Origin of the sequence: Natronorubrum halobium, assembly GCF_051351675.1 — an archaeon.
GTDB lineage: Archaea > Halobacteriota > Halobacteria > Halobacteriales > Natrialbaceae > Natronorubrum.
This window is the reverse complement of the sequence record NZ_CP195595.1, coordinates 884,094-910,369: the sequence shown is the minus strand read 5'-3', so window position 1 is coordinate 910,369 and position 26,276 is coordinate 884,094. Positions and strand designations below refer to the sequence as shown.

Genomic DNA, 26,276 nt, shown 5'->3' with positions numbered 1-26,276 from the left:
GATCGTTCGAATCGATCAGATCAGTCAAATCGAGTCTGTCCGCGTGCAAATGTCTCGATCGAAGTTGTGGTGAAATAATAGTAACGGCGAGTGTCCTGCTCACACTGGCGGCGGTGAGTATCACGTTCTCCCCAGCCGATTTCTCCTCACGGTCGCCGAGCGGCACGCAAATCGAGACGCCAGAACAGGGAACGGACCGTATCGTTCGCCGGTAGCGCGCCTACGAGCCGCCGGCTATCGAGAGTGATTCACGGCAAAAAACGAGCCACGTGAGCAGCGGTGAGCGAACGGCGGTATCAGTGGAGGTTATCCGAGGCGACGTCGTCCGGCGTGACGACCTCGACGTCGACGGATTCGATCGTCGAGAGTGCCGCCTCGAGTTGCGTCAGCGAGTCGCCGACGTTTCGGTAGGACAGCGTTGTGATCAGACGCTGGTCGGCGGTCCACTCGAGGAGTTGTTCGACCTCCTCGGGATCGGGGTTGGTCGCGCGGGGTGCGAGGTGCGGGTTGGTGAGGTGCCCGTGGCCCGCGTAGCCGCCGACGAACGCGATGTCGTGGTACTCTTGGGCGAGTTCGAACGCCGACTCGTCGTATCGGTTGAGCCCGTACGAGAGGTAGGCGTCGTCGAAGCCGTTGTCCGCGAGCCAGTCGGCGGCGCGGCTCAGTTCCTCCTCCTGTCGGTCCGCGTCGTGTTGCGTGAGGTCGGTGCCGGTGGCACCGCCGCTGGCGACGGTCCAGCCGTCGTCCTGGAGGGACTCGAGGTCGGAGTGGGCGAGGTAGCCGGACGCGCCGACGTAATCGGTGGTGACGAAGACCGTCCCGGGGACGTCGTACTCCGCGAGGAGCGGGGCGGCATCGTTCGCGACGTCGGGCGTGCTCTCGGGGAACTGCAGCAGCACTTTCCCGGTCTCGGGTCGCTCGACGAAGTGGTAGTCGTCACACCAGAGGGACAGTTCGCGGTCGCCGGCCCAGACGGAGACCTTGGTGTGGGCGATCGAACCCAGGTCGGGGTCGCCGTCGGTGTCGACGATGCCCAGATCGTGGCGGGCGAACGGCCCGTCTGCACGGAGCGCACACTGGAGCAACAGTCGGTCGCCGTCGGTGTCGGTGAGCTGGACGACCGGATTCACGTCGTGATCGCTCGCGAACGCCAGCGCGGGGAGCTCGTCGGAGAGGTCGCGCGGGGTATCGAACTCGCGTTTGATCATGATGCGCTCGTCCGAGCCGTCGGCGTCCATCCGGGCGGACTGGGAGCCGGTGTAGACGCGGTCTTCGTCCGCGGTGAGCGATCCTTCGATGACCGTCCACTTCGAGAGGTCCTCGAACTCGTCGAACGAGCCGGGGTCCTCGTTGATCGGATCCGACGATCCGTTTCCGTTCTCGTCGTCGTCGTTGCCGTTCTCCTCGTCGGTTTCCGAACCGGTCAGGGCGGAACAGCCAGCGACCGTAGCCGCCGCGGCCGTCGCGGTTGCGAGATACGTTCGTCGTTTCATTACGATCGAGGAAAGTCGCTTTGGGGTGATTGTTATGGCCACGTTAGTATCCGGAACTCGTGAGTAACCGGTGCCTATCGACCGGAATGGACCGACTACCGTCCCCGCAGCCGCGAGTTCGGATCGGGGTCCGGAACGCGCCGATCACGACACTACTAACTCGAGTCCGGTCGAACGAACCAACGACCATGACCGATTCCGAGGCCGTCCTCGACGCCGTTCGAGAAGACAACCAGACCGCGCTCTCCCGACTCGGTTCGTCGAAGTCGCTGTACGCCGACACCGGCGGCGACATCGACACCGAACCGGTCCTCCGCGCGACCGCCGACGCTGAACACGCCGCCTGGGAGACGTTCCTCGAGTGGGCCGACGACGAGTCCCACGACGGCGCGCGCGAGGCGTTCGAGGCCACCGCCGCGGAAGAACAGAACCACTACGAGACCGTCCTCGATCACCTCGGAGACGACGAGTACGAACCGCGCGAGATCCCCGCGCTTCACGAGTACCTGCGCGGTCTCGAGTCGACGGTCGAGCGCGTCGGCGCGTTCGTCGGCCGAATCCTCGCGAGCAAGCGCTCGAAAGAACAGGTCGTCGGCTACTTCGTCGGCGACGCCGACCCCCAGACGGCCGGCGTCTTCCGGGCGTTCGGCGACGATCTGGACGACCAACTCGAGCGCGCCGAAACCCTGCTCGAGGACGTCTGCGAGAGCGACGAGGACCGCGAGCGAGCCCGGGAAGCTGCGAGCGGAGCTATCGAAGCCGCCTACGGCGAGTACGTCGAGAACCTCGAGGCGATGGGCGCGAATCCGAAGCCGGTCTGCTGACGGGAGTTCATCGTCTGGATCGAGTCGAAACGCGCTACCGCGATCGGCCGAGACGCGTCGTCACACGCCGTCGACGGTCTCCCGGTAGGCTTTGATCGACTCGAGCGCCTCCGTGACGAGATTGGCGACCGGGCCGCCTTCGTCGTCCGCGATTTCGGTGAGCACGTGTTCGTGACGCGCGAGTTTGCCGTGGTCCGGGCCGCGGTCAGCCTCGGCCAGCGTTTCGAACTGTTGCGACTGATTTTCCAGCCGCTCTCGCGTCTCGTCGTCCGACGCGGCCTCGGCGGCATCCTGAAGCGTTGCAGCGGCGTTCTCGAGTTGTGGTCGGGTCACACGTCGTGGTTCGCCGGCGACCGATAAAACAGTTTCAACTGAAGCGATAGCGCGGAGCCCCCTTCCTCAAGGAACGAGCGAAGTGAGTGAGTAGGGAGGGGAGGAGCGCGTTCGTACAGAACGCAAACATCGACCTATAAGTGGCCCCGCCACTACATTGAATCTGTGGCAGACGACTACGTGCGTCGGACGGCAATCACTCGTCTTGAGGTTACAGACGAGCAACGCGACCTACTCGAATCCACGATCTCAGAGTGGAAGCGTGGTTGCCAAATCGCCACGGACATGGCGTGGGAGAAATGTAACGCCAAAAGCGACGTACAACCCCTCACCTACGACGACGTGCGCGAACACACCGACCTCGGTAGTCAGCACGCGATTCTCGCCACCCACCAAGCCGCTCAAGCCATCACCGGCTGTATCGAACGCCGGAGCAAAGGCAAGAAAGTCAGCAAACCTACCTTCGCCAGTCCGACGGTGAAGTACGACACTCGGACCATGACGCTGTTCGATGACGGCACCGTGTCGCTCTCCACCACAGAGAGCCGCGTCCGGTGTCAGCTTGCTCTCCCCGACGCCGATGATGGCTACCAGCGGCAGTACGTTGACTCGGACACATGGAGCGTCACGGAGAGTACGCTCACTGCCCGCGACGGCGAGTACTTCTTGCATATTGGATTCCGCCGACACAAGAACGATACTGAGAGGAATACCGCCGAGGACGGAACGGTTCTCGGGGTTGACCTCGGTATTGAAAACCTCGCTGTCACCAGCACCGCCTACTTCTTCACCGGGCGAGAGTTAACCCACAATCTCCGCGAGTTCGAGAAGGTACGCGCCGGGTTGCAACAGACCGGAACACGAAGCGCCCACCGAACGCTCGAACAATCGAGTGGCCGGGAACTACGATATGTCCGAGACGTACTTCACCGCGCGTCGAACGCCATCATCACGGAAGCACTCCGACACGAGTGTGACGTGATCGCGTTCGAGGACTTGACCGACATCCGCGACCAAACGGGAGCGTCGTGGGGGCACAGGTGGGCGTTCCGAACGTTGTACAAGCAGGTGGAGTACAAGGCCGAAGCAGTCGGCGTCTCGGTGAAGCAAGTTGGGTCGGCATACACGTCGAAGCGATGCGCCGAATGTGGGTTCACGGCAGACGAGAATCGACCAACGCGAAACGACTTCCGCTGTGTGAAGTGCGAGTCAGAGGCGAACGCGGATTACAACGCGGCGAAGAACATCGGTATGCGGTATGTCCGTCGGGGCCAACAGTCGTCTCGGCGGACGGGCAACAGTCAGCTTGCCCTGAAGTCCGGAACGGTGACGCCGAGTGGCGGATTTACCGCCCACCCCGACGGGTTCGAGGCCGAGTTCATGGACAAGTCCCACCCTCAACGAGCGAACCCGTCAGGGTGAGCGAAGTAGGGTGGGGTAGTTGACCTCGTTACGAGTCTGCGGAAATGATACTCGCGTGCGCTCGCGTCAGTCGACGCGTTCGATCCGATGCGCGAGGTCCAGTTCCGCCGCTTCGTCCGGGGAAAAGCCGGACACGGCGTCGTGGAAGTTCGTCCGGTAGCTCGCCGGTCCCTCGTAGGACATCTCGGCCGCGAGTTCGCCCGCGATACCGAACGCGAGCGTGCCGTGGACGGCGGCCGTCGCGGAGTCCTCGAGCGACCCGTGGAACGCCGCGATGGTCGCACCGAGCATACAGCCGGTGCCGACGACGTCGCTCAACCGCTCGTGGCCAACCGAGAGTCGAACCGCGTCGTCAGCGGTCGCGACGACGTCCTCCACGCCACTGGCGACGACCGTCGTGCCGGTCGACTCGGCGAGCGACTGGGCCGCGTCCTCGATTTCCTCGTACTCGCCGACCGATTCGACGCCTTTCATCTCGGCGTCGACGCCCGCCAGCGCGCTGATCTCGCCGTAGTTGCCCTTGATGACCGAGAAGTCGACGGCCTCGAGCAGGTCCTCGGCGACCCCCTCTCGAGTCGGCGTCGCGCCGACGCCGACGGGGTCGAGAACGACCGGAATGTCCCGTTCAGCAGCGGTTGCGGCGGCCTCGTGCATGGCTTCGACTTTCCCCTCCGGGACCTGCCCGATGTTGAAGAGGATCGCGGACGCGCCGTTGGCCATCTCGCCGGCGTCGCCCGGCGAGTCGGCCATCACCGGGAGTGCGTCCCAGTGGAGCGTGAGGTTGGCCACGTCGTTCATCGTCACTTCGTTGGTCAGGTGCTGGACGAGCGGCGACGCGTCGTCGATCGCCCGCAGGGAGTCCGCGAGTTCGTCTCCGGTAATATCAGTGGGTAGTGACTCACTCATCAGGTCTCGTTCCGTTCGCCACCCCCTTCGCAGTTTCGACGGTTTCGGCGAGCGCAGCGGTCGCAGCCTGCGGGTCCTCGGCCGCGGTGATTTCGGAGATGACGGCGACGCCGGCCGCGCCGGCCTCGACGACCGGGCCGGCGTTGTCGGCCGTAATGCCACCGATACCGACGACCGGAATCGAGACCGCGTCGGTGATGGCGGCGATTCGCTCGGGACCGACGCCGTCCTCCTCGGCGGCGACGTCCTTCGAGGACGTGCCGTAGACGGCGCCGACGCCGAGGTAGTCCGCCCCGTCGGCGTCCGCCTCGAGCGCCTCCTCGACCGTCGACGTCGAACAGCCGACGACCGCCTCGGGACCGAGCAGGTCGCGCGCGACGGAAACCGGGAGATCCGACTGGCCCACGTGGACGCCGTCGGCACCGATGGCCTGCGCGATGTCGATTCTGTCGTTGACGATCAGCTCGACGCCCGCCTCGGCGGTCAGCTCTCGCAGCTCGCGGCCGAGGTCGTACCGAAAGCGGGCTTCGGTCTCCTTCTCGCGAAGCTGGACGACGTCGACGCCGCCGTCGATCGCCGCGCGGACGATTTCGGGCGTCGAGCGCTCCGCGGAGATGGATTGCTGCGTGACGAGGTAGGTGCCGTAGTTCGACGGGTCCATGACCGAACTGGCGGTTCTCGGCCACTAATCGACTTCGGTCGATCGGCTCGTTCGATGCGGATTCGACCCTCGTCCGCGAGGGATCTCCGGACGATCGACGATCGAAAAAGGCTACGAGCGCTCGAGGCAGTCCTCGCCGGTCCGGACGAGCGACTCCCAGTCGGGATCGTCGAGCACAGCGGGCAGCGGCGTGATCGGGTCCGGGTCGTCGGACTTCTCGGCGATCCGGCGTCGCCACCAGGCGACGTCGTGCCACTCGCCTTCGATGTGCCCCATCGCGGGGAAGTCGACGCAGCGCTCGAAGCCCATCCGTTCGTGGAACCGTTCCGTCTCGGGATTCGGGACCGTCGTCACGGCGTAGGCGTCGCGAACGCCCTGACGCTCGAGGACCGCGAACAACGACTCGTAGAGCGCGCGACCGACGCCCGACTGGCGCGCGGAGTCGGCGACGTAGACGGAGAGCTCGACCGTCCACTGGTACGCCCGTCGCTCGCGGAGTTTGGTCGCGTAAGCGTAGCCGACGACCGCTCCGTCGGCCACACAGACCAGCCACGGATACGTCTCGAGGGTCGACTCGATGCGGTCGGCCATCTCGGACTCGGTCGGCGGCTCTTCCTCGAACGTAACTGCCGACGATTCACAGAAGGGCGTGTAGATGTCGCGGACTGCGCTCGCGTCCGCCGGGTGGGCGAGCCGAATGCGAGAGTCGGACGTCATACGAGAGGATTCCGGCGAGCGGTCATAAACGCGCGGAACTCGAGTGCGCGTCGAGTCCCCGGTCAGCCCGAAATCCGCGTTCCGAGCCATCGCCGAAACCGACCGGCGTAGCGTCGGCCGACGGCGTAGCCGCGCCGCCAGGTCGACGGTCGCAGCAGGTAGCGAACCCCGAGCGCCGCCATCGTGAGCCAGAAGACCAGCGCCCGCCAGACCCGGCTGGCGCGGTGGGAGTGGTGCAACACGGGAATCGTGATGAACACGCCCAGCGCGAGGCCGAGTGCGCCGCCGGCAGCAGGGAGCGAGAAGAGGTGAAAGTACTCGAGGGAGGCTACGAGCGGAGCGGCGGCCGCGGCCGCGAGTCCGCCCCGGAACAGGATCGGACGTGCCGCATTCGAGGGGCGCTCGAACGTGAACAGGTCGATACCGAGTCGGATGAGTTGCCAGCCGCCGAACACGCCGAGCGACGCGCCGAGCGTCAACACGGCGTCCGGATCCATGTCGCTCGCGACGAGGTTGATCATGCTCACGACGACCGCCAGCGAGAGCGCGACCGTCCCCTGTTCGGTCGAGTAGCGGGCGAGCAGTCGTTCCGCGACGAACAGGAACGTCAGTCCGACGGCGACGCCGGCGACGACGTCGACGAGATAGTGCAGGCCGAGCGTGACCCGGGAGAAACAGACGATGCCGACGAGGGCTGCCGCAGCGAGCGCCCGTCGATTGACCGTGCTGATCGAGAGCCGCTTGGCGAGGCTGAAGTAGACGATCGTCGTCATCAGCGCGTGGCCGCTCGGAAAGCCGTAGCCGCTGCCCATCCCGGTGGCCTCGTACAGCGGCTGAATCAGCCACGGGAGTGACTCGAGCGCCACGAGCGGTTGACCCGGTCGCGGCAAGGCGAAGACGTGTTTCAGGGCCGTGATCAGTGAGAATCCGGCCAGCGTCAGCCCGATGATGACGGTCGCGTCCTCACGTTTGCTGGCGTGAAACCAGTAGACACCGCCGACGACGAGCGCGAGAAACCAGACGTCACCTAACTGCGTCACGAGGGCGACGAGTACCGCGGCCCACTCAGGAATGACCTCCTGTAACGGTTCGAATTCACCGATTCCTCTGGACATAGCGGTTGCTATGGCGACGGTTCACTAATCGGTATCGCCTCAGCGTCAGCTCGGCGCGGCCGAGAACGGACTGAATACCGACGGCGAACCGTTCGTCGCAACCGTTACGGAACCAATTCTTACCAGTCTGACCGGTATTGGCGGCAGTATGGACGATCAGTCCCAGCAACTGGTGGAGTTGAGCGGCGACGACGCGAACGCGCTCGCGAAACGGGCACTGGAGTCCGAGTACGTCGTCCGACTCGAGGAGTATCTCGACGAACGCGGTGAGGCGGTGCCGACCGAAGACGGCCGTGCGTTCGAACGCGGGGACGGCGTGCGGGCCGTCACCTTCGCGCCGGAGACGGACGGTGAAGCCAGACCGCCCGTCGCGATAACGGTTCACTTCGACGGCGACTCAGTCGCCCAGGCGACAGCCGAGCACCACGACAGCGACGACGGAACGGTGGACCTCGTCTTCCCGACCGAAATCGCACCCAGACCGGAAGCCGCAGTGAACGACATCCTCCGGCCGGACGGCAAGTCGGTCGAGGTCACCGTCGACGAATCGGACGAGATTACGGTGTATACGGTCGCGCTATAAGTCACACTGGAAATCGAAGGCTCGAAATCGAAAACGAAACCGCGAGACCGCTTAGTGACCCTGATCGTGCGGGTTCAGCGCCGTGCCGTAGTTCTCGGCGTGATCTTTGTAGTCGATGAACCGGGGCGCGTCGGGGTCGAACGGACGTTCGAGGCTCTCGAAGGCCTTCTTCTTGTCCCAGCCCTGGAGCTTGCCGACCGCCGACTTGTCCTCTAAGTCGTGGTAGTCGAGCTTCGGCTCGGTGAGATCCCACGCCTTCATCCCCTGCTCGGTCCGGATGATGACGCTCGAGTACTCGTCGCTCGAGCCGACGGAGCCGACGGTGATGTCCGAACAGAAGCCGGTGAAGTCGGCACACTCGTCACAGCCCTTGAGCGCGGCGTCGTGGAAGTTCTCGACGTCCTCCTCGACGATCATCTCGCCGTCGTGATCGTAGACCATCATCTTGCCGTTGAGGACGTCCATCTTGCCGATCTGGTCCGGCGAGATGTCGCGTTTCTCCTCCAACTGCTCGCCCATGAGGCTGTAGTAGTTGAAGTTCTTCGTACACATCAGCGAGATCGTGTAGTCCACGGCCCGGATACCCTCGTTCTGTTTCTGGTAGTCCCAGTCGAAGTCCTGCAGGGCGCGGATGCCTTCGATCTCACACGGCGTGCCGACGATCGCGAGGCTGAGGTCGTCCCAGTCCTTGTCGGGGAGCTTGTGCTCCCACTGTTTCAGGTCGAGGTTGCCGAGCGCGAGCGTCTGATTGTAGACCGTGCCGGCGTTCTCGACGAGTTCCTCCTCGGTCGTCGCGAGGAAGCTCTCGGCCTTCCAGGCTTCCTCCTCGCTCTCGGTCGCGATGAGCGCGCCGTCGATCTCGCCCGCCTCGAGCAACGTCGCGAGGACGCCGGTGACGACGCCGCCGTCCTGTGCGCCGTCGGTCCAGTCGTCCTCGACTTTCGCGGAGAACTCCGTGATCGGATCGCCGGCGCCCTTGACGTTGTCCTCGCCGCCAGTGATCTTCCACTGGCGCTCGTAGCGCATGCCGCCGCGGGGACAGAAGTCCCAGCAGAGCGAACAGCCGGTGCACATCTTGACCAGTTTCGGGAGGTCGTCCTCGCCGACGCCGATCGAGTCCGACGGACAGGCCGCGACGCAGGTCCCACACTGGATACAGCGACCCTCGTCGATGACGGCCTCGTCCAGTTCCATGAACCAGGTCTTCTCGTCCGGCGTCTCGATGTCGTTCATCTGCGAACGAATCGAGTACTCCGGCGTGTCGAGGTCGGCACCCTCCGGAACGCCGACGCGGACGTCCGGCGCACCGTTGTCGACGTCCTGGCTGACGTTCTCGGCGGGTTCGGTGAACTCGAGGTCGCCGAGTTCGCCCATCTCGTCGACGTTGGCGGCGCCGGCGCCGTCGGCGCGAAGCGCCGACGAGGATCGCGAACCTTCGGTTCCCTCATCGCCGTCGGTGGCGACGCGCTTGTCCTGGCCTGACACGTCCGCGGTCTTCTCGCCGCAGGTACAGGTGTTCGGCGAGCAGCTGTCGCCGCTGGCGTCGTCCGCACCGGTCTGAACTGCGCCCTCTCGAGCGTGATCCGTTCCCTCGCGGGACCGGGGCGCTGCACTCCCCGACTCGGGGAACATGACGGCCTCATCGTCGTCCGTCTGTGACTCGGGAACGCTCGGGAACGTCGGCTCGTCGTCGCGGCTCGCGGCTTCGCCGTCTTCTCGCGGGCTTCGCCCGCTCGAACGGTCCGCGGAGCTTCGCTCCGCGCTACTCACTCGATCCGAGGACTCGCTTCCTCGCGGGTCGCTTCGCTCCCCGCTCGATCCGTTCGAGGCCTCCCGTTGGTCGGCCTCGCGCCGCTCGTCCTCGCCGTCAGTCCCCATGGGCAACACCTCCGGCGACCGGGGCCTCGGCCCCTTGCATGATCCGTCGGAGTCGCTCGTTGTCGACGCGGCGACACCACTCGTAGAACTGCTCGCCGTCGTGACGGTCGTCGTTGTAGGCGTCGAACAGCTGCTCGAGCGCCGGGATCACCGAATCGGCGGGGACGGCGTTCTCGACCCAGTCGAGGAACTCGTTGTCCTCACCGAGCGAGCCGCCGAGTCCGAAGTCCATCCCCTCGACGATGTCGGAGTCGCCGTCCTCGTCGAGTTTGACGGTCTCGCCGCGGAAGCCGATGTCCGCGATCTGGGGCTGGGCACAGGAGGCCGAGCAGCCGGACATGTGCATCCGGATGGCCTCGATGTCGTCGGGCACGTCGATGCGCTCGTCGAGTTCGCGGGCCCAGCGCTTGGTCCGCTTTTTGGTCTCGATGATCGCGTAGTTACAGAACTCGCTGCCCGTACAGCCGACGGCGCCGCGGGAGAACGCGCCGGGGTTGGGCTGGTAGTCCTCGGCGAACGGCTCCGCGAGGAGGTCGTCAACGTTCTCCTCGGGGATGTGCGTGATGAGGAAGTTCTGGTCGGTCGCGAGGCGCACGGAGGCGTCCTCGGTCCCGTACTTCTCGGCGGCGCAGGCGGCCTCTGCGAACTCGTCGCCGCCCATGCGGCCGGCGACGACGTTGAAGCCGACGTACTGCAGCCCGTCCTGTTTCTGGTCGTGAACGCCGACGTGGTCGCCCTGGTAGCCGACGGTCAGGTTCTCGCCGCTGGTCGGCAGGTCGACGGTACAGCGGTCGCGGATGGCTTCCTCGAACTTCTCGGGACCGAGCTGCTCGACGAGGTAGCGCATGCGGCAGACGCCGCGGTTGTTGCGGTCGCCGATCTCCTTGAACGTCTGGGCGACGGCGCGGCAGAACTCCACGGCGTGTTCGGGCTGAACGAAGGCGTCCAGCTCCGAGCCCATTCGCGGGCCGTCGGAGAGGCCGCCGCCGACGCGGGCGTGGAAGCCGTAGAGGTACTCGCCGTTAATTTCTTTCTTCGCGGGAACCAGCCCGATGTCGTTGATCTGGGACTGGGCGCAGTCGTGGGCACAGCCCGTGATGGTCATCTTGAACTTCCGCGGCAGGTTGGCGTACTCGCGGTTGTTCGTGAAGAAGTCGGAGACGGCCTCGATGACCGGCTGGGCGTTGAAACACTCGTGGTCGTCGAGTCCGGCGGCGGGGCAGCCGAGGACGTTCCGGGCGGAGTCACCACAGCCCTGAACCGTCGTCAGGCCGACCTCGTCGTATCGGTCCCACATCTCCGGGACGTCCTCGACGCGGATCCAGTGTTTCTGGATGTCCTGTCGGGTCGTGATGTCGAGGTAGGCGTCGCCCCAGAGTTCGTTCTGTTCTTCGCCGCCGTACTCCTCCGGTGCGACGGCGAGGTCGTCGGTGACCTCACCGATGACTTCGGCCTGTTCGGGGGTGAGTTTCCCGCCGGGGACCTTCGTCCGGATCATGAAGTAGCCCTCCTGCTTCTGAGCGTACATCCCGGCCCACTTCAGCCGTTCCCACTCGCCGCCGCCGGCGCGCTCCTCGATCTCCTCGAAGGAGAGCTCGTCCTCGGCGTAGTCGTAGACGTCGTCGATCACGTCGAGCGGGTGCTTGTTCTGTTTGTACTGTTCGGTCGTGTTCACGCGAACCACCTCGTGTTTCGCTGAACGAAGTGAAGCGAAGCTCGAGACGGCGAAGCCGTCCCGGTGGTTCGTGTGAGTTCGAAAACGCTCGCGTTTTCGTGATTCATTTGTACCACCGCTGGCGAGTGACTCCGGTAGCCAGCAGCGATGTGACGCAATCTGAAAGGACCATCGTTTGGCGGGTAATACAGTTCCGCCCGTATACTACTCCGTAAATAGGCGAACCATGACGGAGATACCACAATCCGGTAATAATTGTCACGGACGTCAGCGGCCGTTCGACCAGAGCACGCGCTCGAGGGTTCTGTCGAGATACGACCGGTCCGAGCAGCCCCGATTCCGGCAGTTGTTTCCGGTAGGGCATACGCCGACCGATCCGATGTGAGCGGCGCCCTACGAGGGACACGGATTGCGATTCGAACGGTAAGTAGAGGGATCGAGAGGGGAAAGAACAGCTATCACTCGAAGTAGCGGCTCAGCAGTGCAGCCGCGACCATGATGACGACGAGGACCGTCGAGAGCGCGTTGATCGTCGGCGTTAGTCCGGTTCGAAGCATCGTGTAGATTTCGACCGGAACGGTGCTCGATCCCGGCGATATGAGGAACTGCGTCGCAGTGAACTCCCCGAACGAGACGACGAAGGCGACGAAAAAGCCCGCCAAGAGCGCCGGTGAGATAATCGGTGCAGTAACGTTCAGGAACGTCACCGTCGAGTCGGCTCCGAGTACGCGGGAGGCCTTCTCGAGGTCCTCGTCGAACGTCACGAGTTGCGACCGGACGAGCAAGAAGACGTACGGGATCGTCAGGATCGAATGGCCGATGATGAGCGCCGGGTAGCCACTCGAGACGTCGAGCATCCCGAAGTAGCGGATCAGCGCGATACCGGTGATGACCGGCGAGATGATCATCGGCAACAGCATGATCGTCGAGAGTTGTTGTTTGTACGGGAATTCGGCGCGAACGAAGCCGACTGCAGCGGCAGTACCGAACGCGACCGAGAGCAGTGACGCGACGGTCGCGACGATGAAACTCGTCACCAGCGCACCGAGCAATTGACTGTCGGTCATCAGTTCGGCGTACCACTCGAGGCTGATCCCATCGTAGGGAACCGCCGGAAAGCTCTGTCCGGTAAAGGAAGTAAGGATGACGATGACGACCGGGACGAGCAAGAACGCATAAATGCACACGAGGACGAACAACAGCGATCCCTGACGGACCAAACTGGCCCGACGGATGGAGGAGGTGACGCTCATATGTTACCGAGCGCCTCCTGGAGGTTGAAGACGGCGTTGAACGCCGCGATGAACGCGACGAGCAAGACGGTGTAGATCACCGCCAGCGCCGACGCCAGCTGAATGTTGTACGCCTCGAGGAATGTGCGCGCGATCTCGTTCGCGATCATCGACTGCCCGGGACCGCCGAGCACCGCGGGACCGAGGAACGAGCCGGTCGCGAGGATGAACACAATGACGCCGGCGGCGACGATACCGGGCGCCGACAGCGGAAGCACCACCTCGTAGATCGTCCGGGACTGGCCGGCGCCGAGTATGCGCGAGGCGTCGATCGTCTCGTGGTGGATCGCGTTCAACGAGTTGTAGATTGGTAACACGGCGAAGGGAAGGTACGCGTTCGTCAGCCCGAGGATCACCGCCGTCGAGGTGAACAGCAGGTCGATCTCGAGTCCGGCCTGTGCGAGCGGACCCGTCGGCGAGAAGAACAACAGGAGGCCGAAGTAGCGGATGATGTAGGCGATCCACAGCGGGACGACGACCAGCGTGAGCAGGAGTCGAACGCGCTTGCTCGCGAACGCGAGATAGTACGCGAGGACGTACGCAAACGCGAGCGTAAGAACGGTCGTCACGAAGCCGTAGATAAACGACCGGACGAACGCGTCGACGTACACGCCGCCCATTGCGCGGTGATAGGCTTCGAAGAGACTCCCCTCGCCGAAGTTGAGGCTCTCGACGACCAGAAACAGGATCGGAAAGACGAAGAAGAACGCGACCCAGCCGACGCCGATGCCGACGAGGTGGCGGTTGCTGATGCGGTCGGTGAGCCAGGACGGCACGGGACTGCGGTCGACGATGACGCTCATACCACGACCACCGACTCGGAGTTGAACGTGACGATTACCTCGTCGCCGACTGCGATGTTCGGGAAGCGGGCCGTATTCGCGAGCGCCGTCTCTCCGCTCTCGAGTATAACGGTCACCTCGGACCGGTTACCCAGGTTCGCTATTTTTTCGACGGTGCCGGGGAAGGCGTTATCGACGGTCGCCGCCGCGGTCGCGGCCGTCGAACCCGACGTCGAGGCCGCCGCCGTACCGCCGTCGGCCGTCGCCTGAACGGGTTCGATGTCGATGTCTTCGGGGCGGACGAATAGGCTGACGTCCTCGCCGTCGGCGCGATCACGGTCACCGACTACGACTCGAGTAGCGTCGGTCTCGACGATAGACTGGCCGTCGACGGATGTTACAGTGCCCTCGAACGCGGTGGATTTGCCGACGAACGTCGCGACGAACTCGTTCGCCGGTTCTTCGTAGAGTTCCTCCGGGTGTGCGGCTTGCTGCTTCTCGCCGCCGTCGAGAACGATCACCTTGTCCGACATCGAGAGTGCGTCCTCCTGGTCGTGAGTGACGTACAGCGACGTGACGCCGAGTTCGCGCTGCAGGGTCATCAGCCACTCGCGCATCTCCTCGCGGAGGACCCGGTCGAGTCCGGTCAGCGGTTCGTCGAGCAGGAGTATGTCGGGTTCGTACGCGAGCGCTCGAGCGAGCGAGACGCGCTGTTGCTGGCCGCCCGAGAGTTCGTTCGGGTGGTGATCGCCGTGGTTGGGAAGGTCGACGAGTTCGAGGAACTCCTGAACCTGGGTATCGCGTTCCTCCGCATCGTAGCCGTGCATGCGAAGGCCGTAGGCGATGTTCTCTCTGACGGTCATGTGGGGGAACAGCGCCGTACTCTGGAACGCCATGCCGATGTTTCGGTCTTCGGGCGCCCGGTCGGTGACGTCCTCGCCGCGGAGGTTCACCCGTCCATCGGTCGGTTCTCTGAGCCCGGCGATCATGTGCAACAGCGTCGTCTTCCCGCAGCCCGACGGCCCCAACAGCGTGACGAAATCGCCTTCGTCGATGTGGAAACTGACGTCGTCGACGGCACAGAGGTCGCCGTAGTACTTCGTGAGTCCGGTAACTTCGAGCATTGGTGAGGGGAATTATCACTCTCTCAACTATTGTTTGACGTCCTGGAATCGCTCCGACCACTCGTCCTGGAGCGGCAAGATCTTCGACCAGTCCCGGAATGCGAGTTCGTTGACGGGGGCGTAGTCGGGGAGATCGGTCATCTCTTCGGGTGGATCCTCGACCTGCACCGTATAGTTCATCATGTCCGACATTTCGAGCAGGTTATCGCGCTCGTAGGTGAAATCGAGCAATTCGTGGACGGTCTCGCGGTTCTCGGTGCCATCGACGATCGCGAGTGTGTCGGTCCAGGCCATCGCTCCTTCGTCGGGCATAACGTACTCGATGTGTTCGTGCCCGTCCTCTTGCAGCGCGAGTACGCGGCCACCCCAGGCCTCACAGATCGTCGCGTTCTCCTGGCGAAGGTACTGGATCGACGTCGCGCCGTCAGCCCAGTAGCTGAAGCAGTTCTCGTCCTGTGCTTCGGCCTCTTCGACGACGTCTTCGAACAGTTCCTCGTCGTCGGCCGCGTCGTTGATATCGACGTCGATCGTGACCGCGCAATTCGAAAACCGATCGACCGCGCGATCGAGCAATGCGACATCGCCGTCGAACTCGTCGTCCTTGATATTCTCCCACGACGTGAGTTCGCGATCGATGAGTTCGGTGTTGTACGCGTAGCCGGTCGCCCCGTTTTCGCGGATCAGGCCGATCGTCTCCCCGTCCTCGACGAGAAACGTCAGCTCCTGGGCGTCGTCTCGGATGTTGTCGGTGTAGTTCGACACGTCGTCGACGTCGATCGGCTCGAGGACGCCCTCCTCCTGCCCCTGAGCCATCCCCGTGTCGTTGAGGGCGACGATATCGAAATCGCCGGGGTTCTGCTGGATCATCGAGATCATCTCCGTCGTCCCACCGGCCGCCGTTCCCTCGACGTCGTAGTCCGAATCGCCGGCCCAGCGATCGAAGATTTCCATCTGTGCCTCCTGCGTGTTTCCACCGAAGCCGAGAAACCGGAGGGTGTTCGAGTCGCCGCTGATCGCGCCGATGCAGCCGGCGACGCCGGCGAGTGATCCCGCACCGATCGCACCGAGCGCCGTCCGCCGTGTTACCATGTTACGGTTAGGCATGGGTCTGATAGTTGGTATGATAACGGAGTATATAGTTCTAACGACGAGTCCGAGATAACCGATATATTTTCAAAAACTCTCCGAAATAGCTAAGTGAGTTAGGAAATATTGTGATTAACACGACTCCCCCTGCGGACGAGGGAGAGACGAGAACAGCCATGGATTGCACTGCCAATCGGAGCGTGGACGCTATCGAACCGACAGCGACCGACGCCGTCGACTACGGGCTTGACGGCGACGTCGCGACAGTAACGTTGACACGGCCGGACCGGCTCAACGCCGTCACGAAGGAGCTATACGCAGGCGTTTTGGGCGCACTCGAGCGATCGAGTACGGACGGCGCCCGAGTCGTCGTCCTTCAGGGCGACGGGCGTGCCTTCTGCGTCGGCGCGGACCTGAAAGATCACGGCGAACGCGAGCGGTCGGCTGCCGAAAAGCGCGAGTACGCCTGGACCGCCCAGCACGCCTGCAGAGCGATCCAGACTCACGAGCGGCCGGTGATCGCGAAAGTACAGGGGTACGCGATCGGGGGCGGCGCGGAGATGGCGCTCAGCGCGGATCTGATAGTGACGGCCGAGGACGCCGAGATGCGCTTTCCCGAGGCCGGGATCGGCACCTACGTCGGCGGCGGCGTGACCTACCGACTTCCCGACCGGGTCGGTACCGCGACGGCGAAGCGACTGCTCCTCACCGCAGCCAGCGTCGGTGGTGAGGAGGCCGCGGAGATCGGTCTCGTCGACGAGGTCGCTCCCGCGGACGAGTTGAATGATGCCGTCGACGACCTCGCGGAAGAAATCGCCGGTAACGCGCCGATTCCGGTCGCGTTCGCGAAAGAACAGCTGAACCGGCGTCCGAGCGACCCCGAGCTCGCGCTGACTGCGGAGGTCGACGCGCTGCTCACCTGCATGGAGACCGACGACTGGCAGGAGGGCGTCGACGCGTTCGCCGAAGATCGGGAGCCGATCTTCGAGGGGCGATAACCATGCGGCAACCGATCGATCGACTCCTGAACCCGATGTCGATCGCCGTCGTCGGTGCGTCGACCGATCCGTCCAAGCGCGGCCATCAGGCCATCGAGACCCTCCAGACGAGCGGCTTCGACGGTTCGATCTACCCGGTCAACCCGAACGCCGACGAGATCCGCGGCCTCGAGGTCTATCCGTCGATCGCCGACGCTCCTGAGTCGATCGATCTCGCGCTGATCGTCGTTCCCGGTCCCGTCGTTCCCTCGGTGCTCGAAGAGTGCGCCGAGATCGACGTCGGCGGCGCGGTCGTCGTCGCCGTCGGCTTCGGCGAGACCGACGACGAAGGCGAGGCGCTCGAGGAGGAAATCGTCTCGATCGCCCGCGAAAACGACGTTCGGCTCGTCGGACCGAACACGTCGGGCCTGATCAACATCGACACGGGTGCGAATCTCATCGGCGCCGACGGCGTCCCCGAAGGTGATCTCGGACTGCTGTGTCAGAGCGGCAACCTCGCAATTGCGCTGTTCACCGAGGCCGCGGGCCGCGAGGGCGTCGGCTTCAGCCACTATGTCGGCGTCGGTAACGAGGCAGACCTTCAGTTCGACGAGTATCTGCCGTTCTTCGAACGCGCCGAGGAAACGGAGGCCATCGTCTGTTACGTCGAGGGGTTCTCCGACGGACGCGCGTTCCTCGAGCGCGCCCGAGAGACGAGTAGGGAGACGCCGATCGTCGTCTGCAAGAGCGGGCGCTCGGCCGTCGGCAAGCGCTCCGCGAGCTCTCACACCGGCTCGCTCGCCGGTGACGCGGCGATCGCCGACGCAGTCTTCCGGCAGGCTGGTGTCATCAGCGTCGACCGATCCGACGAATTGCTGGCGGTCGCCGACGCGCTCGCCTCCCAGCCGCCCGTCGACGGCGACAACGTCGCGGTGCTCGCCGACGGCGGCGGCCACGCCACGCTGGCCGCCGACGCGCTCGCCGAACGAGGACTCTCGGTTCCGCGGCTGACCGAGCAGACCCGACATCGACTCGAGACCGTCCTCCCAGACGCCGCGAGCGTCGAAAACCCCGTCGACGTCGCCGGCGGGACCGACGACGATCCGTCGGTGTTCACCGACTGCGCCGCGGCGCTGGTCGAAGACCCGAACGTCGACGCCGTCTTGTTCTCGGGACTGTTCGGGGGCTACGGCGAGCGGTTCACCGACGACCTCGAGCCGGTCGAACGAGCCGCCGCACAAGAGATCGCCGCCGCAGCCGCGGCGACCGATACGCCCCTCGTCGTCCAGAGCGCCTACGAGAGTACCGATCCCGAGACCCACACCGTCCTCCGCGAGAACGACGTCCCGGTGTACGAGTCGCTCGATATCGCCGTCACCTGCCTCTCCGCGCTGTCCGAGTACGGAACGCATCGGCGTCTCGCCGACGAGAAGAGTTCCTTCGAGTTGGACCGCAGTCACACCGACGTCCCCGCTGGCGCTCGAGCGCTCGAGGAACGGGCGAGCGACGGAACCCTCTCCGAGTACGAGGCGAAGCGACTCCTCGACGAGTACGGGGCGTCGGTGACCCCGTTCGAACTCGCCGAAGACGCCGCCGAGGCCGAACGGGTAGCCGCCGAGTTCGACGGTCCGGTCGCGATGAAAGTCGTCTCGGCGGACATGGTCCACAAGACCGAAGCCGACGCCGTCGCGTTAGACGTCACCGACGAGGCGGCCCGGTCGACCTACGAGCGACTCTGCGAGAACGCGCGAGCGTACGAACCGGACGCCTCGATCGACGGCGTGCTCGTCTCGCCGATGCGAACCGACGGCGTCGAAGTCATCGTCGGCGCGACCCGAGATGAGCAGTTCGGCCCCGTCGTCATGTTCGGTCTCGGCGGCGTCTTCGTCGAGGTGCTCGAGGACGTGGCCTTCCGCGGCGCCCCGCTGACCGAACACGACGCGCGAACGATGCTCGAGGAGATCGACGCCCAAGAGATCCTCGACGGGGCTCGCGGGAACCCCGCGATCGACCGTGACGCACTGGTCGACGTGTTACTGGCCGTCTCACAACTCGTCGCCGACCACCCCGAAATCGCAGAGATCGATCTCAATCCGGTGCTTGCGGGCGAAGGTGACGCCGAAATCCTCGACGCGAGTATCGTTCTCGACGCGGAATCCGACCCGACGGACGAAACCGACGATCCCGACCAACCCATGTACGAACCCGACACAGTTCCCGACGGAGGTGCCGACGAATGACCGACTCGAACGACGGCGACGGAGAGACAGGGCCAGTCCGGGTCGAACACCCCCGTAAGCACGTCGCTCGCGTTACGCTCGACCGACCGGACGCGATGAACGCCTACGACGAATCGCTCCTCCGAACGCTCGTCGATCGACTCGAGGATCTCGACGCGGCCGACGACGTTCGAGCGATTGTCCTGACGGGCGCCGGCGAACGTGCCTTCTGTAGCGGCGTCGACCTCGAGAACATGCCGCTGACGCCCGAGATGGACTTCGCCGACTACGAGGAGGGACTCGGCCTATTCCAGAACATCGTCCGGACCCTACGGACGATCGAGACGCCGGTCATCGGCGCGGTAAACGGCTACGCGCTGGGCGCCGGCTGTGACACCGCACTCGCCTGCGACGTCCGGATCGTCGGCGAGAACGCGGCTATCGGCGAGACGTTCATCGACGTCGGCTTCGTCCCCGGCGACGGCGGCGCCTACCTCCTGCCCCGACTGATCGGCGAAGCCCGCGCGAAGGAACTGATCTTCACCGGCCGTCACCTCGAGGGCGAAGAGATCGTCGAGTGGGACCTCGCACGCGAGTGCGTCCCCGACGACGAACTACTCGAGACGGCTGAGTCGTTCGCCGCCGACCTCGCCGAGCAGCCACCGATCGCGCTCGGACTGAGCAAGTCGCTGGTCAACGAGAGCGCCGACATCGACCTCGAAACCGCGTTCGAACGCGCCACTCGAGCGCAACGGATCTGCGCTCAGACCGACGATCATGCGGAGGCGGTCGACGCGTTCGCCGAGAAACGCAAACCGGAGTTCACCGGCGAATGAGCCTCGACACCGTCGCACTCGTCCAGTTCGATCCGACCGTCGGCCCGGCCGACGACGGCACCCTCGAGCGACTGTGCGATCGGATCCGCGAGACCGCCGCGGAGGCGGATCCGGACCTGATCGTCTTTCCGGAACTCGCGACGACCGGTTACTCGATTTTCGATCGGATCGACGCCTGCGCGGAGCCGATTCCCGGACCGACGACGCGAGCCGTCGGCGAAGCGGCGGCCGGCACCGACGTCCACGTGCTGTTCGGCATGGCCGTTCGCGACGAGGCGGGCGTCCGAAACAGCGCCGTCTGGATCGATCGTTCGGGCGCAGTACGGGCGCGCTACGACAAACGGAATTGCTGGGGCGAGGAGCGTTCGGCCTTCGTTCCCGGCGACGACGGCCTCGTCCTCCAGTGCGAAGGCCGAACGCTCGGCGTGCAGATCTGTTACGACCTGAACTTCCCCGAACAGAGCGTGGCGTTCGCCCGTGAGGAGGTCGACGCGATCATCAATATCTCGGCGTGGTCTATTCCGATGGCGGGTGACTGGAATCGACTGCTGCCCGCTCGCGCCATCGAAAACGGTGCGTACGTCCTGGGCTGTAATCGAGCCGGCGTCGAGGGCGCTCTGGAGTTCTACGGACGCAGTACGGCGTACGAACCGGACGGCTCAATCGCTGGTCGGTTGGACAGCGATCCCGGCGTCCTCGTCCACCGGCTCTCAAACGAAACGCTCGAGGCCGAACGAAAGCGCAATCCGATGCGTCGTGATCGACGCGACGATCGACCGACGATCGAACGGTTCGTACTCGACGCTGGCGAGCGCTGACGCTGCGATTCGACCATCGAATCAGCCACGAGACGTGGAAGCGCATAATTTAGGGACTTCGATGGTCCTTCAACGATCGTTCACCAACGCTACCCATGGCCAATATCACACTCGACGAAACCGACTTTCGACTCCTCAGAGAGTTAGACGCAAACGGAGACATCGACGCCGACGAGATCGCCGAAGAACTCGACGTCAGTCAGTCGACCGTCTACTACCGACTCGAAAAGTACCGAGACCAGGGGATCTTGACGGGGACCGTCTCTCATCTCGATCGCCACGAACTCGGACTCAGCATGACAGCGATTTCGGAGATTAAGACCGTCTACGGTCCCGAAGCGAAGGAAGTCGGCGAACGACTCGCACAGTTATCGGGCGTCCAGCAGGTGTACTCGATGATCGGAGAGATGTCCTTCTACGTGATCTCCCACGTTCGCGACCACGACCACCTGCAGTCGCTCATCGAGGAGATCATCGAAACCGAGGGCGTCGAAAACTCCGCGACCCATATCGTCCTCCGGACGTTCAAAGAGGAACCGCGGCTGTTGGTCAACTACGACGACGAAGACCTCGAGAAGTTGTTCAACAGTTGATATCTGCGTTGCCACAACGCATCATCCTTTTTCGGCTCAATTATTCGAAACACATGACGGCAGTGCCCGTGTCCCGCGGGTCGGGATTGTACGGATCGGGTTCGTTCGCGATCCCCCGCTGGTAGCGTGCCCGGAGTGCGACATTCTCGTCGATATAGTAGGTGACGCGGGAGTCGTACTCGGTCGTCGGCGTCCCCCGTTGGGTCTCGGTCGAGAGATCGTAGATGATCGAGACCAACACGGCCTCCATCCCCGACTCCGACTCCAGCTCCGATTCGACCTGTTCCAGCTGGCTGGCTCCGAACTCGAAGTCGAACACTCGTGTCGCCGATCCGTACTCGTCGAGAAAGCTATTGCGGCGATACGCCTCTTCGAACGCGCGGGCGAACTCGTCGGCGTCGGTCAACGGATCCGACGGCGACGGGTACTGCGCTACCTCGAGCGCGTGAGAGTGAGACGGGTCGTCGGGCTCCGGGCGGTCGATATCGGCGCAGTCGTACTCGTCTTCGGAGATGAACTCCGACTCGGGGTCGTCTGTGCTCGTCAGTCGCCCCTCGAAGCAGCCCGCGAGAGCCGTCGTAAACGGCACCGCCGCCGAGAGGAGGGCACGCCGGGACCGGGGTGTGCGCATATATAGGTGTCAGCGATGCATTATATGTATTTTTCGTATTCAGCGCTCGGGTATTGTACCCGGTTTTCGCAATCAGAACTGGCCGTCACGGGGATTTTCGGCCGGACTTCCGACGGGAACGGACCCCGATCGGCGGCTACGACTCCTCGTCCGCGAGCAGTCGATCGATCATCTCGTCGGGATCGAACCGCTCGATGTCGTCGTACCCCTGTCCGACGCCGAGGAACAGGATCGGTTTACCGGTGACCTGAGCGATCGAAATCGCCGCACCGCCGTTGGAATCGGCGTCGGCTTTCGTCAGGATCGCGCCGTCGATCTCGGCGGCCTCGTTGAACTCGCGGGCGCGGTTGACCGCGTCCTGTCCGGCCACCGCCTCGTCGACGAACAGCGTCATATCGGGATCGACGACCCGGCCGATCTTCTCGAGTTGGTCCATCAATCCTTCGTCGGTGTGGAGCCGACCCGCGGTGTCGCCGAGCACGATATCGATATCGTTCGCCTCGGCGTACTCGACGGCGTCGTACAGCACTGCAGCGGGATCGCCGCCCTGCTGGTGGCTGATGAGTTTCGTGTCGAGCGCATCGGCGTGCTCCTGAATCTGCTCGTTCGCGCCGGCACGGTACGTGTCGCCGTTGGCCACTACCGACGAGTAGCCCCGCTCCTCGAAGTACCGGCTCAGCTTGGCGATCGAGGTCGTCTTCCCGACGCCGTTGACGCCGGTGAAGACGATCGTCACGGGCTTGTCTTCGACGGCGATCCGCTCGTCGAAGTCGAACTGCCCGACGCTGATCACGTCGTAGATCGCGTCGCTCAGTGCCTCCTCGACGACGTCACCCGTCGAGGTCGTGAACGTCCGCGTCTCGCCGACCAATTCGTCGCGGATGTTGTCGAGGATCTCCTCGGCGACGCCCATCTCCACGTCGCTCGAGAGCAACGCCATCTCGAGTTCGTGCAGTGGACCCTCGAGGTCCTCCTCCTCGATGACGAACTTCCCCTTGACGAGCGAGCGAGCCTTGTTACCGAACCCGGTCGATCCCTCGTCCTCGGCGTCTGCAGTCGCTTCGCCGTCCGCGTCCGTGTCGGCAATGCTCGCATCGATCGCCACCGAATCCCGCTCGGTGTCGATCCCGGTTTCGGTGTCGTCCGCCTCGCCGGCGTCCGGGACCGGCTGCGTCACCCACGACTCGACCGTCTCGGACGACTCCTGGCTATCGCTCGCCTCGGGAGCCGATTCGGATTCCGACCCGGCGCCGTCGTCCGCCGACTCGGTCGGCGGTTCGGGCTCGGCCTCGAGTTCGCGCTCGGGCTCGACGACGGCCTCGTCGGCCGTTTCACCGGTAGTATCTGGGGCTTCCGCCGTCTCCCTCTCGAGTGCCGCGCTGTCGGTGTCACCCTCGGCTTCGGAAGGCTCGACCTCGGCTTCGCTTTCCGAAGGGGCTGCGTCCTCGAGTTCGTCGTCCTCGAGTGCCGGCTCGGCGCTCTCAGCTGCGGCGGGTTCAGCCGCGGCGCTTTCGGTCTCCGCGCTTTCAACCGCGGCGGGTTCAGCTTCGGCGGGTTCAGCTTCGGCGGGTTCAGCTTCGGCGGGTTCAGCTTCGGCGGGTTCAGCTTCGGCGGGTTCAGCTTCGGCCGTGTCAGCCGCCTCGAGTTCCGCTTCCTCGAGCTCATCCGCTTCGAGATCGTCCTCGTCGACCTCCTCGACGTTCTCTTCAGCGGCCTCTTCGGCGTCTTTGCGGAAGCTCCCGAGTTTCTTCTTCAGGTTGTCGAACATGGTACGGATGGTGTGCCGACGTTATTCGTCGGGGCCCTGGCCCTGCTGACCCTGCATCTGCTGCATCTGCTGTTGCATCGCCTGCTGCTGGATCTGCTGGGCCTGCTGCTCGAGTTCGCTGCTCTCGGACTCGAGTTCGGCGATATCGGAGTTGACCTCGTCGATGCGGTCGTCGAGGTTCTCCTTCTTGCTCTCGAGGGCGTCGACGGCACCGTCCTGTTCGAACTCCGCGGCGTAGTCCGCGCCCAGTTCGACGATCACTTCGTCGATGTCCTGGATGTTCGCACGGAGGTACGCGCCGCCGCCGATCGGCACCTGCACCGTCGAGTCCGTCTCGAGGCTCTCGAGGGCCTCGATCGCTTCGTCGGCTTCGGTCTTCTGCTGCTGGATCGCTTCGGCGCTCTCTTCGAGCGCTTCGATCTCCTGTTCGATCTCCTGAATCTCCTGGGAGAGCTGCTGGAGTTGCTGCTGACTCATTGTTCGACGACCTCCTCGAGGTCGATCTCGGTCCGCTTGAGTCGGTGCTGGCTCCCGAGCTGGGAGAGTGCGTGTTCGCGAGCGACGTTCTCGTTCTGCGCGTCGATCGTCGTTTCGAACTCCGCGAATCCGTCGCGGTTCTTGAACCGGCCGGTGACCGTAAATTGACTCATGGCTACCACTCCGGCAGGCAGTCGGAAGAATCTTCCCTTCCATCGGAGCCAGCGATCGGACGACGAAACCGGGAGACGCGGTGTTGTATAGATCCGTCCCGATCGTTGTCCCGACGGACCGCCGGACAGGCCACTCGAGTCGCGTTTCCGCCTGACGATCGCGTCGGGGTCGATCCCGTCGCACTCCGGCGGCAGTTCGTCGTCGGACGGCCAAACGCTTTCAGTCGAGACGACGAACGACCGGCCATGAGCGAACTCGATCCAGCCGACCTCCTGCCCAGCGATCGAATGCAGAGCCAGGCCCTCGAGGGCGAGGTCACCCAGATCCATCGCGGCCACCGGTACGCCGAGGCGGGCGATACGTTCACCATCGAGGACACTACGTTCGAGGTGACCGACGTCACCGAACGCACGCTCGGAGACCTGACCGACGCGGACGCTCGGGCCGAAGGGATGGACGACCTCGAGGGGTATCGACGGCTGCTCGAGCGCGCCCACGAGAACTTCGAGTGGGACGACGACAGCGAGATCGTTCGTCATCAGTTCGAACCGCAGTAATACGCGGGGGTGAACAAAGGGAACGATTGCCGCGTACAGCTCTCGGTACGGGGTGCGTTCCACTTCGGAACGGTCGGACCAGGTGCAGTGGCACGCGATACGATGAGTCCGCAGTGGAATGGAGAAGACCGAGCGGTCCCGACGAACGAACGGAAGAACGGAGAGCGGCGGGAAAGAGCGAAGCCCGGCGGAAACGCCTCAGTCCAGATAGCCCAGCGTGTCCTCGATCCGGCCGAGTTCCGGTCCGGTCGTGTCCTGACCGACGACGTAGCCCGATTCGTTGGCGATCAGCCCCGAACCGAGCAGCGGCGCGCCGTAGTTGACGGTGCCGACGTCGGCCCGGACGTCGAGGGTGTCCTCGAGCGCGTCCAGTTCCTCGTCGGTCGCTTTCGGGTGACAGAGCACCCCGCTGTTCGTCGCGACCGCGGCCGTTCCGACGGTGCGAACGCCCGCGAGGTCCCCGCGTTCGACGGGCACCTCGAGGGTGTCGTTGACGATCTGGATCGTCTCCCGCGGGAGATCGGGGTGGACGTACGCGCCGTAGTCGTTGGCGAGCACGACGTTTCCTGCGGCGTTGATGTTCCCCGGTAGTTCCGCGACGGGAACGTCGGCCTCCTCCTCGAGTCGCTCGCGCTCGTACTCGAGGACGCGCGAACTGACGAGGAGTCCGTTCTCGTTACCCGTCGCTAACGCGCCGACCGTCGAGGAGCCGCCCACGGTCGTGGGGATCGCGGGCACCTCGAGTTCGTCGGTCAGATCGGCGATGACGTCGTCGTCGACGTCGGGGCGAACGAGCACGCACGAGTCGGTTGCGCGGGCGAAGACCCCGACGTAGGCCGATCCGACGAAGGCGAGTCGTTGCAAATTTACTCGGCGACCTCGGCTTCGACGACGGCTTCACCCTCTTCGTCGAAGCGGGCCGCGCGGACGCGGAGCTTTCGCGGCGGGTTGGAGCGGCCGTTCGACCAGATTTCCTCGTTGATCGAGGGATCCAGACGAATGGCGTCCTCGTCGACCGCGAAGTGTTTCGCGAGGTGCTCGCGGACGAGTCGCATCGCGTAGTCGGCGGCCTCGTGGTTGGCGCCCTTCTTGACGTCGCGCAGTGGAACGGTTACGACACGTTCCTCGAAATCACTTACACTCATCGTTACTCGTCAGTGTCGTTGCGCCGCCAGTTGCGTCGCTTCGGGTTGCGCTGGACTTCCATGTCGGTCTTCATCATGACCCAGGCCGGAACGCGGCTGTTCTGGTTCTCGAGTTTGGCAAGACGCTTCTTCTTGCCCTTCGTTTTCTTACCCATAGTAGCCGGACGTAGCCCGCGGTGGCTTAAAATCT

Annotated in this window: 28 protein-coding genes; 9 read left to right on the top strand and 19 right to left on the bottom strand. The window is 64.3% G+C overall.

From position 1 onward, the window contains the following. Positions 1-296: 296 nt before the first annotated feature. The gene (locus ACSFC7_RS04455; RefSeq protein ID WP_436346553.1) at positions 297-1,493 is read right to left on the bottom strand and encodes a polysaccharide deacetylase family protein; all 1,197 of its coding nucleotides are present in this window, start codon (positions 1,491-1,493) and stop codon (positions 297-299) included. Positions 1,494-1,681: 188 nt separating this feature from the next. Here ACSFC7_RS04455 and ACSFC7_RS04450 point away from each other — a divergent pair, with 188 nt between their 5' ends. Beyond that, the gene (locus ACSFC7_RS04450) at positions 1,682-2,317 is read left to right on the top strand and encodes a rubrerythrin family protein (RefSeq protein ID WP_436346552.1); all 636 of its coding nucleotides are present in this window, start codon (positions 1,682-1,684) and stop codon (positions 2,315-2,317) included. A gap of 60 nt (positions 2,318-2,377) precedes the next feature. Here ACSFC7_RS04450 and ACSFC7_RS04445 read toward each other — a convergent pair whose 3' ends face one another. Further along, positions 2,378-2,650, bottom strand: a complete 273-nt coding sequence (locus tag ACSFC7_RS04445; RefSeq protein WP_436346551.1) for a DUF7553 family protein — start codon at positions 2,648-2,650, stop codon at positions 2,378-2,380. Positions 2,651-2,815: 165 nt separating this feature from the next. On the opposite strand from ACSFC7_RS04445, the gene ACSFC7_RS04440 reads away from it, so the two are divergent. Then, a complete protein-coding gene (locus tag ACSFC7_RS04440; RefSeq protein ID WP_436346550.1) occupies positions 2,816-4,072 on the top strand; it encodes an RNA-guided endonuclease InsQ/TnpB family protein in 1,257 nt (418 codons plus the stop codon). A gap of 66 nt (positions 4,073-4,138) precedes the next feature. On the opposite strand, the gene thiM is transcribed toward ACSFC7_RS04440, so the two are convergent. The 4 genes from thiM to ACSFC7_RS04420 all read right to left on the bottom strand — a co-directional run bounded on the left by thiM (position 4,139) and on the right by ACSFC7_RS04420 (position 7,471). Continuing rightward, on the bottom strand, positions 4,139-4,978 hold the full coding sequence (thiM, locus tag ACSFC7_RS04435; RefSeq protein ID WP_436346549.1) for a hydroxyethylthiazole kinase: 840 nt from the start codon (positions 4,976-4,978) through the stop codon (positions 4,139-4,141). Next, complete coding sequence (gene thiE / locus ACSFC7_RS04430) at positions 4,971-5,639, bottom strand: thiamine phosphate synthase (RefSeq protein ID WP_436346548.1); 669 nt, start codon at positions 5,637-5,639, stop codon at positions 4,971-4,973. Before thiE ends, thiM begins: the two co-directional genes overlap by 8 nt. A 111-nt stretch (positions 5,640-5,750) precedes the next feature. After that, a complete protein-coding gene (locus ACSFC7_RS04425) occupies positions 5,751-6,356 on the bottom strand; it encodes an N-acetyltransferase family protein (protein WP_436346547.1) in 606 nt (201 codons plus the stop codon). A 62-nt stretch (positions 6,357-6,418) separates the two neighbouring features. Next, the gene (locus ACSFC7_RS04420) at positions 6,419-7,471 is read right to left on the bottom strand and encodes a phosphatase PAP2 family protein (protein WP_436346546.1); all 1,053 of its coding nucleotides are present in this window, start codon (positions 7,469-7,471) and stop codon (positions 6,419-6,421) included. Positions 7,472-7,619: 148 nt separating this feature from the next. On the opposite strand from ACSFC7_RS04420, the gene ACSFC7_RS04415 reads away from it, so the two are divergent. After that, positions 7,620-8,054, top strand: a complete 435-nt coding sequence (locus tag ACSFC7_RS04415; protein WP_436346545.1) for a hypothetical protein — start codon at positions 7,620-7,622, stop codon at positions 8,052-8,054. 51 nt (positions 8,055-8,105) lie between these two features. On the opposite strand, the gene ACSFC7_RS04410 is transcribed toward ACSFC7_RS04415, so the two are convergent. The 6 genes from ACSFC7_RS04410 to ACSFC7_RS04385 form a co-directional block, all read right to left on the bottom strand. Then, complete coding sequence (locus ACSFC7_RS04410) at positions 8,106-9,932, bottom strand: Coenzyme F420 hydrogenase/dehydrogenase, beta subunit C-terminal domain (RefSeq protein ID WP_436346544.1); 1,827 nt, start codon at positions 9,930-9,932, stop codon at positions 8,106-8,108. After that, positions 9,922-11,607, bottom strand: a complete 1,686-nt coding sequence (locus tag ACSFC7_RS04405) for a nitrite/sulfite reductase (RefSeq protein ID WP_436346543.1) — start codon at positions 11,605-11,607, stop codon at positions 9,922-9,924. Before ACSFC7_RS04405 ends, ACSFC7_RS04410 begins: the two co-directional genes overlap by 11 nt. Positions 11,608-12,065: 458 nt before the next feature. Next, positions 12,066-12,860, bottom strand: a complete 795-nt coding sequence (locus ACSFC7_RS04400; RefSeq protein ID WP_436346542.1) for an ABC transporter permease — start codon at positions 12,858-12,860, stop codon at positions 12,066-12,068. Next, complete coding sequence (locus ACSFC7_RS04395) at positions 12,857-13,702, bottom strand: ABC transporter permease (protein WP_436346541.1); 846 nt, start codon at positions 13,700-13,702, stop codon at positions 12,857-12,859. Before ACSFC7_RS04395 ends, ACSFC7_RS04400 begins: the two co-directional genes overlap by 4 nt. Then, a complete protein-coding gene (locus tag ACSFC7_RS04390) occupies positions 13,699-14,805 on the bottom strand; it encodes an ABC transporter ATP-binding protein (protein WP_436346540.1) in 1,107 nt (368 codons plus the stop codon). The genes ACSFC7_RS04395 and ACSFC7_RS04390 overlap by 4 nt, the downstream gene beginning before the upstream one ends. Before the next feature lie 27 nt (positions 14,806-14,832). Then, positions 14,833-15,909, bottom strand: coding sequence for an ABC transporter substrate-binding protein (locus ACSFC7_RS04385; protein ID WP_436346539.1), 1,077 nt, complete (start codon positions 15,907-15,909; stop codon positions 14,833-14,835). Positions 15,910-16,067: 158 nt separating this feature from the next. On the opposite strand from ACSFC7_RS04385, the gene ACSFC7_RS04380 reads away from it, so the two are divergent. The 5 genes from ACSFC7_RS04380 to ACSFC7_RS04360 all read left to right on the top strand — a co-directional run bounded on the left by ACSFC7_RS04380 (position 16,068) and on the right by ACSFC7_RS04360 (position 21,334). Further along, the gene (locus tag ACSFC7_RS04380) at positions 16,068-16,889 is read left to right on the top strand and encodes an enoyl-CoA hydratase/isomerase family protein (protein ID WP_436346538.1); all 822 of its coding nucleotides are present in this window, start codon (positions 16,068-16,070) and stop codon (positions 16,887-16,889) included. Positions 16,890-16,891: 2 nt separating this feature from the next. Then, positions 16,892-19,108 (top strand): acetate--CoA ligase family protein, encoded by a 2,217-nt coding sequence (locus ACSFC7_RS04375; RefSeq protein ID WP_436346537.1) that lies wholly within the window; start codon positions 16,892-16,894, stop codon positions 19,106-19,108. Beyond that, a complete protein-coding gene (locus tag ACSFC7_RS04370; RefSeq protein ID WP_436346536.1) occupies positions 19,105-19,923 on the top strand; it encodes an enoyl-CoA hydratase/isomerase family protein in 819 nt (272 codons plus the stop codon). Before ACSFC7_RS04375 ends, ACSFC7_RS04370 begins: the two co-directional genes overlap by 4 nt. Further along, positions 19,920-20,741, top strand: coding sequence for a carbon-nitrogen hydrolase family protein (locus ACSFC7_RS04365; protein ID WP_436346535.1), 822 nt, complete (start codon positions 19,920-19,922; stop codon positions 20,739-20,741). Before ACSFC7_RS04370 ends, ACSFC7_RS04365 begins: the two co-directional genes overlap by 4 nt. Positions 20,742-20,836: 95 nt before the next feature. Continuing rightward, complete coding sequence (locus tag ACSFC7_RS04360) at positions 20,837-21,334, top strand: Lrp/AsnC family transcriptional regulator (protein ID WP_436346534.1); 498 nt, start codon at positions 20,837-20,839, stop codon at positions 21,332-21,334. A gap of 40 nt (positions 21,335-21,374) precedes the next feature. Here ACSFC7_RS04360 and ACSFC7_RS04355 read toward each other — a convergent pair whose 3' ends face one another. The 4 genes from ACSFC7_RS04355 to rpl18a all read right to left on the bottom strand — a co-directional run bounded on the left by ACSFC7_RS04355 (position 21,375) and on the right by rpl18a (position 24,383). After that, complete coding sequence (locus ACSFC7_RS04355) at positions 21,375-21,965, bottom strand: hypothetical protein (RefSeq protein WP_436346533.1); 591 nt, start codon at positions 21,963-21,965, stop codon at positions 21,375-21,377. 136 nt (positions 21,966-22,101) lie between these two features. Further along, positions 22,102-23,733 (bottom strand): signal recognition particle-docking protein FtsY, encoded by a 1,632-nt coding sequence (gene ftsY, locus ACSFC7_RS04350; protein WP_436346532.1) that lies wholly within the window; start codon positions 23,731-23,733, stop codon positions 22,102-22,104. Between the two features lie 21 nt (positions 23,734-23,754). Then, positions 23,755-24,210 (bottom strand): prefoldin subunit alpha, encoded by a 456-nt coding sequence (pfdA, locus tag ACSFC7_RS04345; RefSeq protein ID WP_436346531.1) that lies wholly within the window; start codon positions 24,208-24,210, stop codon positions 23,755-23,757. Further along, complete coding sequence (gene rpl18a, locus ACSFC7_RS04340) at positions 24,207-24,383, bottom strand: 50S ribosomal protein L18Ae (protein WP_006092542.1); 177 nt, start codon at positions 24,381-24,383, stop codon at positions 24,207-24,209. The genes pfdA and rpl18a overlap by 4 nt, the downstream gene beginning before the upstream one ends. 246 nt (positions 24,384-24,629) lie before the next feature. On the opposite strand from rpl18a, the gene ACSFC7_RS04335 reads away from it, so the two are divergent. Beyond that, positions 24,630-24,941: an ASCH domain-containing protein gene (locus ACSFC7_RS04335; RefSeq protein WP_436346530.1), complete on the top strand. Its 312-nt coding sequence runs from the start codon at positions 24,630-24,632 to the stop codon at positions 24,939-24,941. 198 nt (positions 24,942-25,139) lie between these two features. Here the strand turns inward: ACSFC7_RS04335 and ACSFC7_RS04330 are convergent, their stop codons facing one another. The 3 genes from ACSFC7_RS04330 to ACSFC7_RS04320 are packed head-to-tail and all read right to left on the bottom strand — an operon-like array spanning position 25,140 to position 26,241. Then, positions 25,140-25,805, bottom strand: a complete 666-nt coding sequence (locus ACSFC7_RS04330) for a translation initiation factor IF-6 (protein WP_436346529.1) — start codon at positions 25,803-25,805, stop codon at positions 25,140-25,142. Positions 25,806-25,807: 2 nt separating this feature from the next. Next, positions 25,808-26,086, bottom strand: coding sequence for a 50S ribosomal protein L31e (locus tag ACSFC7_RS04325; RefSeq protein WP_436346528.1), 279 nt, complete (start codon positions 26,084-26,086; stop codon positions 25,808-25,810). Between the two features lie 2 nt (positions 26,087-26,088). Beyond that, the gene (locus tag ACSFC7_RS04320; RefSeq protein WP_006092547.1) at positions 26,089-26,241 is read right to left on the bottom strand and encodes a 50S ribosomal protein L39e; all 153 of its coding nucleotides are present in this window, start codon (positions 26,239-26,241) and stop codon (positions 26,089-26,091) included. Positions 26,242-26,276: the final 35 nt, after the last annotated feature.